Annotated in this window: 12 protein-coding genes; 3 read left to right on the top strand and 9 right to left on the bottom strand. The window is 59.6% G+C overall.

Annotated elements, in window-relative coordinates; all coding sequences use genetic code 11:
* Nucleotides 1-84: 84 nt before the first annotated feature.
* The gene (gene nhaA, locus AC1D1M_RS23230; protein ID WP_477777411.1) at nucleotides 85-1,272 is read right to left on the bottom strand and encodes a Na+/H+ antiporter NhaA; all 1,188 of its coding nucleotides are present in this window, start codon (nucleotides 1,270-1,272) and stop codon (nucleotides 85-87) included.
* Nucleotides 1,273-1,519: 247 nt separating this feature from the next.
* Between nhaA and AC1D1M_RS23225 the strand changes: the two genes are divergently transcribed.
* Nucleotides 1,520-2,617 (top strand): PLP-dependent cysteine synthase family protein, encoded by a 1,098-nt coding sequence (locus AC1D1M_RS23225; protein ID WP_477777483.1) that lies wholly within the window; start codon nucleotides 1,520-1,522, stop codon nucleotides 2,615-2,617.
* Nucleotides 2,618-2,765: 148 nt separating this feature from the next.
* On the opposite strand, the gene AC1D1M_RS23220 is transcribed toward AC1D1M_RS23225, so the two are convergent.
* From AC1D1M_RS23220 to AC1D1M_RS23210, 3 genes are all read right to left on the bottom strand, one after another.
* Nucleotides 2,766-4,379, bottom strand: a complete 1,614-nt coding sequence (locus tag AC1D1M_RS23220) for an NAD(P)/FAD-dependent oxidoreductase (RefSeq protein WP_477777410.1) — start codon at nucleotides 4,377-4,379, stop codon at nucleotides 2,766-2,768.
* Nucleotides 4,380-4,474: 95 nt separating this feature from the next.
* Nucleotides 4,475-5,143 (bottom strand): COG3650 family protein, encoded by a 669-nt coding sequence (locus tag AC1D1M_RS23215; RefSeq protein WP_477777409.1) that lies wholly within the window; start codon nucleotides 5,141-5,143, stop codon nucleotides 4,475-4,477.
* Between the two features lie 110 nt (nucleotides 5,144-5,253).
* Nucleotides 5,254-5,850, bottom strand: a complete 597-nt coding sequence (locus tag AC1D1M_RS23210; protein ID WP_477777408.1) for a short chain dehydrogenase — start codon at nucleotides 5,848-5,850, stop codon at nucleotides 5,254-5,256.
* Nucleotides 5,851-5,957: 107 nt separating this feature from the next.
* Here AC1D1M_RS23210 and AC1D1M_RS23205 point away from each other — a divergent pair, with 107 nt between their 5' ends.
* Nucleotides 5,958-6,866, top strand: a complete 909-nt coding sequence (locus tag AC1D1M_RS23205; RefSeq protein WP_477777407.1) for a LysR family transcriptional regulator — start codon at nucleotides 5,958-5,960, stop codon at nucleotides 6,864-6,866.
* A 93-nt stretch (nucleotides 6,867-6,959) separates the two neighbouring features.
* On the opposite strand, the gene AC1D1M_RS23200 is transcribed toward AC1D1M_RS23205, so the two are convergent.
* The 5 genes from AC1D1M_RS23200 to AC1D1M_RS23180 all read right to left on the bottom strand — a co-directional run bounded on the left by AC1D1M_RS23200 (nucleotide 6,960) and on the right by AC1D1M_RS23180 (nucleotide 11,957).
* Nucleotides 6,960-7,661, bottom strand: a complete 702-nt coding sequence (locus tag AC1D1M_RS23200) for an ABC transporter ATP-binding protein (RefSeq protein WP_046043979.1) — start codon at nucleotides 7,659-7,661, stop codon at nucleotides 6,960-6,962.
* On the bottom strand, nucleotides 7,662-8,429 hold the full coding sequence (gene livG / locus AC1D1M_RS23195; protein WP_477777406.1) for a high-affinity branched-chain amino acid ABC transporter ATP-binding protein LivG: 768 nt from the start codon (nucleotides 8,427-8,429) through the stop codon (nucleotides 7,662-7,664). It lies immediately after the preceding gene.
* The gene (locus AC1D1M_RS23190) at nucleotides 8,426-9,682 is read right to left on the bottom strand and encodes a high-affinity branched-chain amino acid ABC transporter permease LivM (RefSeq protein ID WP_413424486.1); all 1,257 of its coding nucleotides are present in this window, start codon (nucleotides 9,680-9,682) and stop codon (nucleotides 8,426-8,428) included. The genes livG and AC1D1M_RS23190 overlap by 4 nt, the downstream gene beginning before the upstream one ends.
* On the bottom strand, nucleotides 9,679-10,602 hold the full coding sequence (gene livH / locus AC1D1M_RS23185) for a high-affinity branched-chain amino acid ABC transporter permease LivH (RefSeq protein WP_046043982.1): 924 nt from the start codon (nucleotides 10,600-10,602) through the stop codon (nucleotides 9,679-9,681). The genes AC1D1M_RS23190 and livH overlap by 4 nt, the downstream gene beginning before the upstream one ends.
* A gap of 227 nt (nucleotides 10,603-10,829) precedes the next feature.
* Nucleotides 10,830-11,957 carry a branched-chain amino acid ABC transporter substrate-binding protein gene (locus tag AC1D1M_RS23180; protein ID WP_046043983.1) on the bottom strand — a complete coding sequence of 376 codons (1,128 nt, stop codon included), beginning with the start codon at nucleotides 11,955-11,957 and terminating at the stop codon, nucleotides 10,830-10,832.
* Between the two features lie 350 nt (nucleotides 11,958-12,307).
* Between AC1D1M_RS23180 and AC1D1M_RS23175 the strand changes: the two genes are divergently transcribed.
* Entirely contained in the window at nucleotides 12,308-12,613 is a 306-nt protein-coding gene (locus tag AC1D1M_RS23175; RefSeq protein WP_046043985.1) for a DUF2288 domain-containing protein, read from the top strand.
* The last annotated feature ends 220 nt before the right edge of the window (nucleotides 12,614-12,833 follow it).

Raw genomic sequence — 12,833 nt, 5'->3', positions numbered from 1 at the left:
AAAAACCCGATCAGGTGACTGATCGGGTTTTTTGTTTTTCAGCTGCGGTGAGTCTTGATTGGTGCCAGGCGTTATCGCGGTTTATCAGGATGTCAGGCTGGAGCTCTTGCGGCTCGCCATCGCTGTCACCACATAACCGATCAGCGCCGCCAGAATCGAACCGGTCAAGATCCCCATGCGGTCCATCCCGGCGAAATCACTCACGCCCGGCTCAAAGGCCAGCGAGCCGACAAACAGACTCATCGTGAAACCAATGCCGCAGAGAATCGCCACGCCCAGTATCTGGCCCCAATTGGCGCCTTGGGGCAGGGCGGCGATACCGGTTTTCACGGCCAGCCAGGTCAGGCCGAGGACACCGACGGTCTTGCCTAGCAGCAGCCCGATGGCGATGCCCATGGGGACGTGGTGAGTGAAGCTTTCGACGGTGATACCGCTCAGGGACAAGCCGGCATTGGCAAACGCGAACAGCGGCAGAATGCCGTAGGCGACCCACGGGTGCAGGGCGTGTTCCAGGGTCAGCAATGGCGAAGGTTCGGCATTTTTCGTGCGCAGCGGAATGCAGAACGCCAGGGTCACGCCGGCCAGCGTGGCGTGGACACCGCTCTTGAGCACGCAGACCCAGAGGATCAAGCCAATGATCATGTACGGCCCGAGCTTGACCACGCCAAGCCGGTTCATCCCGATCAGTGCCGCAATACAGGCTGCGGCCAGCGCCAGGGACAGGGTCGACAGCGCGCCGGAATAGAAGATCGCAATGATGATGATCGCGCCGAGGTCGTCGATGATCGCCAGGGTCATCAGGAACAGTTTCAGCGAGACCGGAACCCGTTTGCCCAGCAACGCCAGTACGCCAAGGGCGAAGGCGATGTCGGTGGCGGTCGGGATGGCCCAGCCGTTGAGGGCTGGTGGCGTGTCACGATTGAGGTACCAGTAGATCAGCGCCGGCACCACCATGCCACCAATGGCGGCGGCACCGGGCAGGACGATTTGCGACGGTTTGGACAACTGGCCGTCGAGGACTTCGCGCTTCACTTCCAGGCCGATCAGCAGGAAGAACAGCGCCATCAGGCCATCGTTGATCCACAGCAGCAACGGCTTGGCGATTTTCAGCGCGCCGATCTGGGCCACCACGGGGGTGTCCAGCAGGCCGTTGTACAGCCACGACAGCGACGAGTTGTTGATGATTAGAGCCAGAACGGCAGCAGCGATCAGTAACAGACCGCTGGCAGCTTCCAACTGAAAGAAACGCGTGAAAGTGCTACGCAGAGGCAAGGTCGCTCTCCATCTGTGAATTCAAAAGGTGTTACACCCTAACAAGTACTGTTAGTTGTTAAAACAAAAGTTATATTCTTTTTTGTTATATGTCGTTACAGAGTAATCCGCCTGTACCGAGCTGAGCCTAGCAGTTGCAGGGCGTATTGGACTTCAGCTGTACCTGTGCTGGATGTAGGTTTTTTCCTAAGCTTGTTGGATGAGCCTTGTTAAAAGGCCGACTCCTGCCCGATTCAATGAGAAAACCATCATGAGCGACAACCGACAGTGGTCCCGCGAAGCGATCCGGATCATCGAAGCCGATTTCCAGCGCAGCGCCGACACCCACTTGATCCCCTTGCCGCTGCCGGGTTTTCCGGGCATCGAGTTGTACTTCAAGGATGAGTCCAGCCACCCCACGGGCAGCCTCAAGCACCGCCTGGCCCGTTCGTTGTTCCTTTATGCGCTGTGTAACGGCTGGCTCAAGCCCGGCGCGCCCGTCATTGAAGCTTCCAGCGGCTCCACGGCGATTTCCGAAGCGTACTTCGCGCGTATGCTGGGCTTGCCATTCATTGCGGTGATGCCGGCGACCACGTCCAAGGAAAAGATCGCGCAAATTGCCTTCTACGGTGGCCAAAGCCACCTGGTGGACGATCCAACCCAGATCTACGCCGAGTCCGAGCGTCTGGCTCGAGAACATGACGGACACTTCATCGACCAGTTCACCTACGCCGAGCGCGCCACCGACTGGCGGGCAAACAACAACATTGCCGAGTCGATCTTTCAGCAGATGCGTTTCGAGCAGCATCCCGAGCCGAGCTGGCTGATTTCCAGCCCCGGTACCGGCGGCACCACGGCCACCCTGGGCCGATACGTGCGCTATCGCCAACATTGCACCCGCGTGCTGTGTGCCGATGCCGAGCGTTCGGTGTTCTTCGATTACTACCAGACCGGCGATGCCAACCTGCGACTGGACCACGGCTCGCGCATCGAAGGCATTGGTCGGCCGCGTGTGGAAGCGTCGTTTCTGCCCAAGGTGATCGACGCGATGGTCAAGGTGCCGGATGCCTTGTCGCTGGCGGCCATGCACTACCTGGCGGAGCGTCTGGGACGGCATGTGGGCGGGTCGAGCGGGACCAACCTGATCGGCGCACTGATGGCCGCCCAGCACATGAAGGCGGCGGGGGAGACGGGGTCGATGGTGGCGATTCTGTGTGACAGCGGCGAGCGCTACGCCACGACCTATTACGATCAGGACTGGCTCAAGGCTCAGGGGTATGAATTGAGTGGTTTGATGGCTGCGGTAGCGGCGACAGTGGAGCGGGGTGAGCCGTTGCCGGCGTCGGTACTGCGCGCCAATATCTAAGGCGCTGAATACCAATGTGGGAGCGAGCTTGCTCCGGGCGGCGTTCCGACGATGACGGATTAAAATTCAACACTTGTGCTGACTGATTGACCGCTATCGCGAGCAAGCTCGCTCCCACAGGGTTTTGCATTGTTTCCGGGATCGGGTATCAGGCTTCCAGGCCAAGGATATCCCGAGCCACTGCCTCTGCAATGCGAATCCCGTCAACACCCGCCGACAGAATCCCGCCCGCATAACCGGCGCCTTCACCGGCCGGGAACAAGCCCTTCACGTTCAGGCTCTGCAACGACTCGTTACGGGTAATGCGTAGCGGCGAGGAGGTGCGGGTCTCGATGCCGGTCAACACCGCGTCGTGCAGCGAGTAACCACGAATCTGCTTCTCGAATGCGGGCAAGGCTTCGCGAATCGCTTCGATGGCGAACGCCGGCAGCGCCAGCGCCAGATCACCCAGGGCTACGCCCGGCTTATAGGACGGCTCGACGCTGCCCAGTTCGGTGGACGGTTTGCCCGCGATAAAATCGCCGACCAGTTGCGCCGGCGCTTCGTAGTTGCTGCCGCCCAGCACGAATGCATGGGACTCCAGGCGTTCCTGCAACTCGATACCGGCCAGCGGGCCGCCCGGATAGTCGACTTCCGGGGTGATGCCGACGACGATCCCGGAGTTGGCATTGCGCTCGTTACGCGAGTACTGGCTCATGCCGTTGGTGACGACGCGGTTCGGCTCGGAAGTCGCTGCCACCACGGTGCCGCCCGGGCACATGCAGAAGCTGTAGACCGAACGGCCGTTCTTGGCGTGGTGCACCAGTTTGTAGTCGGCTGCGCCCAGTTTCGGGTGGCCGGCGTACTTGCCCAGGCGCGCACGGTCGATCAGCGACTGCGGGTGCTCAATGCGGAAACCCACCGAGAACGGCTTGGCCTCCATGTACACGCCACGGCCGTGGAGCATGCGGAAGGTGTCGCGGGCGCTGTGGCCGAGGGCGAGGATCACATGTTTGGAGTGGATCTGCTCGCCACCGTTGAGCTCGACGCCGACCAGTTGGCCGTTCTCGATCAACACGTCGGTGACACGCTGCTGGAAGCGCACCTCACCGCCGAGGGCGCGAATCTGCTCACGCATGTTTTCCACCACGCCGGTCAGACGGAACGTACCGATGTGCGGCTTGCTGACGTAGAGGATTTCTTCCGGGGCACCGGCCTTGACGAATTCGTGCAGGACTTTGCGACCGAGGAATTTCGGGTCCTTGATCTGGCTGTAGAGCTTGCCGTCGGAGAATGTCCCCGCGCCGCCTTCGCCGAACTGCACGTTGGATTCCGGGTTGAGCACGCTTTTACGCCACAGGCCCCAGGTGTCCTTGGTGCGCTGGCGTACTTCGGTGCCGCGTTCGAGGATGATCGGCTTGAAGCCCATTTGTGCCAGCAGCAGCCCGGCGAAAATCCCGCACGGACCGAAGCCGACGACGATCGGACGCGCACTCAGGTCGATCGGTGCCTGGCCTACCGCTTTGTAGCTGACATCCGGTGCCACGTTGACGTTACGGTCGTCGGCGAACTTGTGCAGCACCGCCGCCTCGTCGCGAACTTCAAGGTCGATGGTGTAGATGAAGCACAGTTCGGAGGACTTTTTGCGCGCATCGTAGCTGCGCTTGAACAAGGTGAAATCGAGCAGGTCATCGCTGGCAAGCCCTAAGCGCTGCACGATGGCAGGGCGCAGGTCTTCTTCGGGATGGTCGATCGGCAACTTGAGTTCGGTGATTCGTAACATGGCGGGATCCGGTTCGCGGGGCGCACAACTGCGCCAGGGCGTTTGAAGCCCGCGATTATAAGCCTCAAAGGCGCAGGCCTGTGAGGCTTAAACGATCAGTCGTCGCGCGATCCGCCGAAATACCCGCAACCGCGCTGCACCTGGCCGTCGATGCGCAGTTCGGCGCTCATGTGCTGGATGCTGCCGGTGCTGCTGTTGACGCAACGTTGTGGTGCAACCCACAGTTCGATGTGCTGGTTGTTGGCTTCGGTGCTGAGGTTGAAACGGCCATCGCCCAGTTGCTCCTCGACGTAAGGCACGGCTAACGGCGGCTGGCCGGCCCGGTCGAGGACCATGCCTTTGCCGCTGACTTTTACGCTCCACTCCGGGGTGTGGCCGGCGGCGCGCAGGATCAGCAGTTTGAAATTCGGATCGTCGCACGCGGTGCCCGAGCGCTCGACGCGGTACAACTGCTCCAGATCGAGCTGGCCGTCACCGCCGCTGCCGGCCACAACCCGCCCGCGCACGTCGGCAAACAGCTTGCCCTGCTTGTCCGCCAGGCTTGCAGCCTGCTGCAGGACGCTGGTGCCGCCCGTGTCGTTGACCACGTAGCGGTTTGTCTGGTTGCACGGTTGGAACAGCAGTTTGCCGTCCGCCGCGGTCAACTGACCTTGCATGCGTGTCTGGCCGACATGGGAGGCGCTCTGCCGTTCGCCCTCGAACAACTGGCAAGCGGCGAACAGCGGAAGCAGGACAACGAGGACTAAGGAACGGGCAACACGCATCTTGGGGTCTCCTGACAAGTGCCGCCACGTTACTTAGCCTGACCGTTCATCACAACCCGTTATTGCCTCCACTTTGTACAGGCACTGGTACAACCTGTGTGCTTTGGTCTTCAGATGTGAAAGGTCTGACCGGTCTGCAACCCTTCCACGCTCTTGGCGTAGGCCAAAGCCACATCCGCCGCAGGAACCGGCTTGAAGCCACGGAAGTACGGCGCGTATTTGCCCATGGCTTCGATCAGGACGTTCGGGCTGATCGAATTCACACGCAGGCCGCGGGGCAGTTCGATGGCGGCAGCGCGGACGAAGCTGTCCAGTGCACCGTTGACCAGTGCTGCCGAGGCACCGCTGTAGATCGGATCGTGGCTGAGTACGCCGGTGGTGAAGGTGAACGATGCGCCGTCATTGGCGAACTCGCGGCCGATCAACAGCAGGTTGACCTGGCCCATGAGCTTGTCTTTCAGGCCCAGGGCAAAGCTCTCTTCGGTCATCTCATTAAGCGGGGCAAAGGTCACGTTGCCCGCGGCGCACACCACTGCGTCGAATTTGCCGGTCTGTTCGAACAGTTTGCGAATCGAGGCGCTGTCGCTGATGTCCACCTGGAGGTCGCCGCTGGTGCGACCGATGCGGATGATTTCGTGACGTGGCGACAGTTCTTTGTCGATAGCCGATCCGATGGTGCCGCCTGCGCCGATCAAAAGAATTTTCATGGAGGCTGATCCTCATTGTGGGTTGAACGAGGTATCAGTTTAGGGTGGATTTTTCTGTAGATAAGCGCACTAATAGGCAACCTTTGGTTTTCAAATGGAAACAATCCATGAGCGAAATGGATGACCTGGCCGCGTTCGCCGTATTGATCGAAGCGGGAAGCTTCACCCTGGCGGCGCAGCAACTGGGTTGCAGCAAAGGCCAGCTGTCCAAGCGCATCAGCCAGTTGGAAGCGCAGTTTTCCGTGGTGTTGTTGCAGCGTACCACCCGCCGTTTGAGCCTGACCGCGGCCGGTGCTGCGTTGTTGCCCCAGGCCCAGGCGCTGGTGGTGCAAGTCGAACGGGCGCGCCAGGCCCTGGCACGTCTGAAGGACGACATGGCCGGCCCGGTGCGGATGACGGTGCCGGTATCGCTCGGGGAAACCTTCTTCGATGGCCTGTTGCTGGAGTTCTCCGCCAAGTATCCCCAGGTGCAGATCGAGCTGGAGCTCAACAACAGCTACCGCGATCTGTCGCGTGACGGCTTCGACCTGGCGATTCGCTCCGACGTGGCCATTGACCAGCGACTGGTGGCGCGTCCGTTGCTGGCGTGGCAAGAACTGACCTGTGCCAGCCCGGCCTATCTGGAGCAATACGGTGAACCGTTGACACCCCAGGAGCTGGCCGAACATCGCTGCCTGCTCAATAGCCATTACAGTGGCCGCGAAGAATGGCTGTATCACCAGCAGCACGAGTTGTTGCGGGTGCGGGTGTCAGGGCCGTTCGCCAGCAACCACTACAACCTCTTGAAGAAAGCCGCACTGGTCGGTGCCGGTATTGCGCGCCTGCCATCCTACTGTTTGCCAACAGAACTGGCCGACGGGCGTTTGCGATGGCTCCTGCGCGATTATCAGACCCGCAGCATGCCGATGTACCTGGTGCATCCGTATCAGGGCGGATTGCCCAAGCGCACGCAGGTACTGGCAGATTATTTGATCGGGTGGTTCAAGCGCAGTGGGGAGGTGCTGGATCGGTTGTAATCCACCACTCGCCCACAGGGATCTCTTTGTTGGTGAGATAGTGGCAGGCATAAAAAAACGGCCCGAAGGCCGTTTTTTGTTTACCGCAATGGCTCAACCGCCGAGGTACGCTTCGCGCACTTTCGGGTCGGTCAGCAGTGCTTCGCCGGTGCCTTGCATCACCACCCGGCCGTTCTCCAGAACGTAGGCGCGGTCAGCGATTTTCAGCGCCTGGTTGGCGTTCTGCTCGACCAGGAACACGGTCACACCATCCTTGCGCAGCTGTTCGATGATGTCGAAGATCTGCTGGATGATGATCGGTGCCAGGCCCAGCGACGGCTCGTCGAGCAGCAACAGCTTGGGCTTGCTCATCAGCGCACGGCCGATGGCGAGCATTTGCTGTTCGCCGCCGGACATGGTGCCGCCACGCTGGGCGAAGCGTTCTTTCAGGCGTGGGAAAAGTCCGAGGACCTTGTCCATCTGTTCCTGATAATCGCCCTTGTCGGTGAAGAAACCACCCATGGAGAGGTTTTCTTCCACGGTCAGGCGGGAAAACACCCGACGACCTTCCGGCACCACGGCAATGCTCTTGCGCATGATCTGCGAGGAGTCCTGGCCGACCAGTTCCTCACCCATGTAGCGGATGCTGCCGCTGTGGGCCTGCGGCGAACCGCAGAGCGTCATCAGCAGGGTCGACTTGCCGGCACCGTTGGCGCCGATCAGGGTCACGATCTCGCCCTGACGGACTTCGACGTTGACGCTGTGCAGGGCCTGGATCTTGCCGTAGAAGGTGGAAACGTTTTCGAACTGCAGCATTTACGCTTCCCCCAGGTAGGCTTTGATCACTTCAGGATTGTCGCGGATCTGTTCCGGCGTACCGTTGGCCAGGGGGGTGCCCTGGTTGATCACGACGATGTGGTCGGAAATGCTCATGACCAGTTTCATGTCGTGCTCGATCAGCAGCACGGTGACGTTGTGCTCTTCACGCAGCAAACTGATCAGCGCCTTGAGGTCTTCGGTTTCCTTCGGGTTCAGGCCGGCGGCCGGTTCGTCGAGCATGAGGATCCGCGGGCGGGTCATCATGCAGCGGGCGATTTCCAGACGACGTTGCTGACCGTAGGCCAGGGTGCCGGCCGGACGGTTGGCGAACTCCTTGAGGTGAACCTTTTCCAGCCAGTACTCGGCGTACTCCATGGCCTCGCGTTCGCTTCTGCGAAATGACGGGGTCTTGAACAGGCCGGACAGGAAGTTGGTGTTCAGGTGACGGTGCTGGGCGATCAAGAGGTTCTCGACCGCGGTCATGTCCTTGAACAGCCGCACGTTCTGGAAAGTACGCACCACGCCTTTGAGGGCGATCTTGTGGCCGGGCAGGCCCTCGATGGCCTCTCCGTCCAGCAGGATGCTGCCGCCGCTCGGCTTGTAGAAGCCGGTCAGGCAGTTGAACACGGTGGTCTTGCCGGCGCCGTTGGGGCCGATCAGTGCCACGACCTGCTTTTCCTTCACGCTCAGGGCTACGCCGTTGACCGCCAGCAAACCGCCGAAGCGCATGCTCAGATTTTCTACTTTAAGGATCTCGCGGCTCATTTACGCAGCTCCATGTGAGGACGTTGCATGGGCAGCAGACCTTGAGGACGCCAGATCATCATCAGCACCATCAAGGCACCGAACATCAACATGCGGTATTCGCTGAAGTCACGCATCAGCTCGGGCAACAGAATCATTACGACGGCCGCGAGGACCACGCCTAATTGCGAGCCCATGCCGCCCAGCACCACGATGGCGAGGATGGTGGCCGATTCGATGAAGGTGAATGACTCCGGTGTCACCAGACCCTGACGTGCGGCGAAGAAGCTACCGGCAAATCCGGCGAAGCAGGCGCCCAGGGTGAAGGCCGACAGCTTGATCACGGTCGGGTTCAGGCCCAAGGCACGGCAGGCGATTTCGTCTTCACGCAAGGCTTCCCAGGCACGGCCGATCGGCATACGCAGCAGACGGTTGATCACGAACAGCGCGAACAGCGCCAGCAACAGCGCCACCAGGTAGAGGAATACCACCTTGCTGACCGGGTTGTAAGTCAGGCCGAAGTACTCGTGGAAGGTCTGCATGCCTTCGGCGGCCGTTCTATCGAAGCTCAGGCCGAACAGCGACGGTTTGGGGATGTTGCTGATGCCGTTCGGTCCGCCCGTGAGGTCTGTCAGGTTACGCAGGAACAGACGGATGATCTCACCGAAGCCCAGGGTCACGATCGCCAGATAGTCACCGCGCAGACGCAGTACCGGGAAGCCCAGCAGGAAGCCGAACGTCGCAGCCATCAGTCCGGCGATGGGCAGGCAGATCCAGAAGCTCAGGCCGTAGTAGTGCGACAGCAGCGCATAGCTGTAGGCACCCACCGCGTAGAAACCGACGTAGCCCAGGTCGAGCAACCCCGCCAGACCGACCACGATGTTCAGACCCAGACCGAGCAGCACATAGATCAGAATCAGCGTGGCGATATCCACCGCACCGCGCGAGCCGAAGAACGGCCACACCAGAGCGACCACAATCAGCCCCATGATGATCCAGCGTTGGGTGCTGGGCAGGGTCATGAAGTGGCTGACCTTCGGCGAAACCAGCGAGCCTTTCGGCGCTGACTTCATCATGGTGCTCCACTGCTTGTCGAACAGCACCCGCAGGAACATCAGCACCGAGCTGGCGGTGATGATGAACAGCGTGGAGGTACTGGCACCCAGTACTTCGAGGTTGATGCCGGCGATGGACAGTTTCAGACCGAGTACCGGATAGGCCACGGCCCAGACCAGCAGGGCGCTGAACAGCGCTTGTTTAAGATTCCTAGTCATACTTTCTCAATCTCCGGACGCCCCAACAGGCCGGTTGGCCGGAATAACAACACCAGAACCAGAAGGCCGAAAGCCACTACGTCCTTGTACTGGTCACCGAATATATCGGCGCCGAATGCTTCCGCCACCCCCAGCACCAGACCACCGAGCATGGCGCCCGGAATGCTGCCGATGCCACCCAGTACCGCCGCGGTAAAGGCCTTGAGGCCCACCAGGAATCCGGCGTTCGGGTTGATCACGCCATACTGCATGCTGAGCAATACAGCCGCCACGGCCGCCAGGGCGGCACCGATAACGAAGGTCAGGGCGATGATGTTGTTGGTGTTGATGCCCAGCAGGTTGGCCATCTTGATGTCTTCGGCACAGGCCCGGCAGGCACGTCCCAAGCGTGAACGCGAGATGAACTGGGTGAGGCAGAGCATCACCACCAGGGTCACAACGAACACCAGGATCTGCATGTAGGAAATCAGCACTTCCTGTGCTCCGCCCGGACCGAAACTGAAGCTGCCCGGAATCAGGTTGGGGATCGATTTGTCCTTGGAGTCCTGCGAGAGCAGTACGGAGTTTTGCAGGAAGATCGACATGCCAATGGCCGAGATCAGCGGGATCAGGCGGTTACTGCCCCGCAGAGGGCGGTAGGCGATCCGTTCGATGCTGTAGCCGTAGGCACTGGTTACAACGATGGTCGCCAGGAATGCGGCGGTCATCAAAAGTGGCAGAGAATGGATACCTAGCATGGCCAGTCCGGCAAGGACGATGAAGGCCACGTAGGAGCCGATCATGTAGACCTCGCCATGGGCGAAGTTGATCATTCCAATAATGCCGTAAACCATTGTGTAGCCAATGGCAATCAGGGCATAGGTGCTGCCAATGGTCAGACCATTAACCAGCTGTTGGAAGAAGTGATAGATCTCAGGCATTACAACGCTCCTAAAAACCTGATACGCATTTCACTGGTGGAGTCATGTTCCGGCCCGGGCTGTGTGGTCTGTAGCCACCTTCGCACGAGCGTTTGCCAGCGAACCGCTGGTGACGGTTTTAAGATTTTCAGGTAAGTCAGCTCCCGGATCGCGGGACTCTGACCCATTAACCTCGTAAAACAAAGCCCACTGCTTGCGCAGTGGGCTCTATTACTTATGGAGCCAGTTTACTGAGGCGAAACTTCGGTCTTTGGTTTACCGAAATGCCACTGATAAACCACGAACTTGAAGTCTTTCAGGTCGCCCTTTTCGTCGAACGACAGGTCGCCGGTCGGAGTCTTGAAGGTGCCTTTGTGAATGGCTTCAGCCACCTTGGCAGTGTCTTCGCTCTTGGCGGTCTTGATACCTTCGGCGATCACTTCGACGGCCGAGTAGGCCGGGAACACGAACGGGCCGGTCGGGTCCTGTTTCTTGGCGGCGAACGCCTCAACCAGCGCCTTGTTGGACGGGTCCTGGTCGAAAGACTTCGGCAGGGTCACCAACAGGCCTTCGGAAGCATCCTGGGCGATTTGCGAGATGGAGTCGTTGCCCACACCTTCAGGCCCCATGAACTTGGCGTTCAGGCCCTTTTCCTTGGATTGACGCAGGATCAGGCCCAGTTCCGGGTGGTAGCCGCCGTAGTAGACGAAGTCGACGTTGGCTTGCTTGAGCTTCTGGATGATCGAGGAGAAGTCCTTGTCACCCGCGTTGAGACCTTCGAACACGGCAACCTTGACGCCTTTGCCTTCGAGGGTTTTCTTCACGGAAGTGGCGATGCCTTCACCGTATTGCTGTTTGTCGTGCAGCACAGCAACGATTTTCGGTTTTACGTGGTTGGCGATGTAGTTACCGGCGGCAGGGCCCTGGGCGCTGTCCAGGCCGATGGTGCGGAACACCATTTTGTAACCACGTGCGGTGATGTCCGGGCTGGTGGCAGCAGGGGTGATCATGATCACGCCTTCGTCTTCGTAGATGTCCGAAGCCGGTTGGGTGGAGCTGGAGCACAGGTGACCGACAACGAATTTCACACCATCGTTGACCACTTTGTTGGCGACGGCCACGGCTTGTTTAGGGTCGCACGCGTCGTCGTATTCCTTGGCTTCGAGCATCTTGCCATCGACGCCGCCCTTGGCGTTGATCTGCTCGATGGCCATCTTGGCACCGATGAACTGCATGTCGCCGTACTGAGTGACCGGGCCGGTTTTAGGGCCGGCGATGCCGATCTTGATGGTGTCAGCTGCGAACGAATGGCTGGCAACCCCGGCCAGAACCATAGCGGCAAACAGTTTGGAAATCTGCTTAGTAGCCTTAGTCATAGTGCTCCACTCTTACTGTTGTAGTTTTTATAGTCCTGGCGCCGTTGGCAGCAGAACCGGGTCAGATATCCACGACATCCCCCGGAAATGCCCCCCGGCAACTGTACCGGTACAGTGTAGAGCGCCGATTGTCAGCCTGGGAAGGCGGCGCCGGGGGACAAAACCTGCAAGTGTCGCTTTATTGAAAGAAAAAGACAGAATTGCGGCGGGGTGTTGAAGGGCTTATAGCYGGATTCAGTGCATTCCCTGGCTTTCCTGCGCTTTTCATTTCGGTCACTCAATTGCATCCGGGTTTTTCTGCCAGACCACCGACGTTATCATTCGCGTCGATTACTTTTCCGGACAGTCCCATGAATCAAGAACCTAGCACCCTCTATGCCAAGCTGCTTGGTGAAACTGCATCTATTACCTGGAAAGAGCTGGAGCCGTTCTTCGCCAAGGGTGCCCTATTGTGGGTCGATCCTGGCCTGGATCTGATCGCCGCCGCTGAGGCAGTGGCTCAGGATGAAGGGGAGAAAGTGGCTGCCTGGCTGGCCGCTGACAAGCTTGCCAAGCTGTCTGAGACGCGGGCGCTGGATCTTTTTGAGCGTGATCCGCAGTTGTGGGCCGTGGTTGTTTCGCCGTGGATTCTGGTCCAGGAAAGGGCGCAGGCTTAAAAGGTTGCACCTGATTGGTGCGGTCCTTTCAAGGGAAAAAGTGTGTAGCCGAGTAGCGTGATGGCATGTTGCCGTAGAGAAAGGCCACAGCTTCACGGTGACGTAAACGTAACGGGAACAGTTGAGAGGGCAACTGAACGGCTGCTCAATTGTTTCTGAATGTTGATTTGCAGTGAATTCAAGGCCGCCATCGCGAGCAAGCTCGCTCCCACAGTTGACC

The sequence above is a fragment of the Pseudomonas sp. P1_F7 genome (genome assembly GCF_056405655.1).
This window is presented reverse-complemented; position numbering and strand designations above follow the sequence as displayed.

What these genes read in the sequence shown, in the direction of transcription:
- AC1D1M_RS23220 (WP_477777410.1), bottom strand. Translation starts at nt 4,379, where the DNA reads ATGTTACGAATCACCGAACTCAAGTTGCCGATCGACCATCCCGAAGAA.
- AC1D1M_RS23215 (WP_477777409.1), bottom strand. Translation starts at nt 5,143, where the DNA reads ATGCGTGTTGCCCGTTCCTTAGTCCTCGTTGTCCTGCTTCCGCTGTTC.
- AC1D1M_RS23190 (WP_413424486.1), bottom strand. Translation starts at nt 9,682, where the DNA reads ATGACTAGGAATCTTAAACAAGCGCTGTTCAGCGCCCTGCTGGTCTGG.
- livH (WP_046043982.1), bottom strand. Translation starts at nt 10,602, where the DNA reads ATGCCTGAGATCTATCACTTCTTCCAACAGCTGGTTAATGGTCTGACC.
- AC1D1M_RS23210 (WP_477777408.1), bottom strand. Translation starts at nt 5,850, where the DNA reads ATGAAAATTCTTTTGATCGGCGCAGGCGGCACCATCGGATCGGCTATC.
- livG (WP_477777406.1), bottom strand. Translation starts at nt 8,429, where the DNA reads ATGAGCCGCGAGATCCTTAAAGTAGAAAATCTGAGCATGCGCTTCGGC.
- AC1D1M_RS23200 (WP_046043979.1), bottom strand. Translation starts at nt 7,661, where the DNA reads ATGCTGCAGTTCGAAAACGTTTCCACCTTCTACGGCAAGATCCAGGCC.
- AC1D1M_RS23205 (WP_477777407.1), top strand. Translation starts at nt 5,958, where the DNA reads ATGAGCGAAATGGATGACCTGGCCGCGTTCGCCGTATTGATCGAAGCG.
- AC1D1M_RS23180 (WP_046043983.1), bottom strand. Translation starts at nt 11,957, where the DNA reads ATGACTAAGGCTACTAAGCAGATTTCCAAACTGTTTGCCGCTATGGTT.
- AC1D1M_RS23175 (WP_046043985.1), top strand. Translation starts at nt 12,308, where the DNA reads ATGAATCAAGAACCTAGCACCCTCTATGCCAAGCTGCTTGGTGAAACT.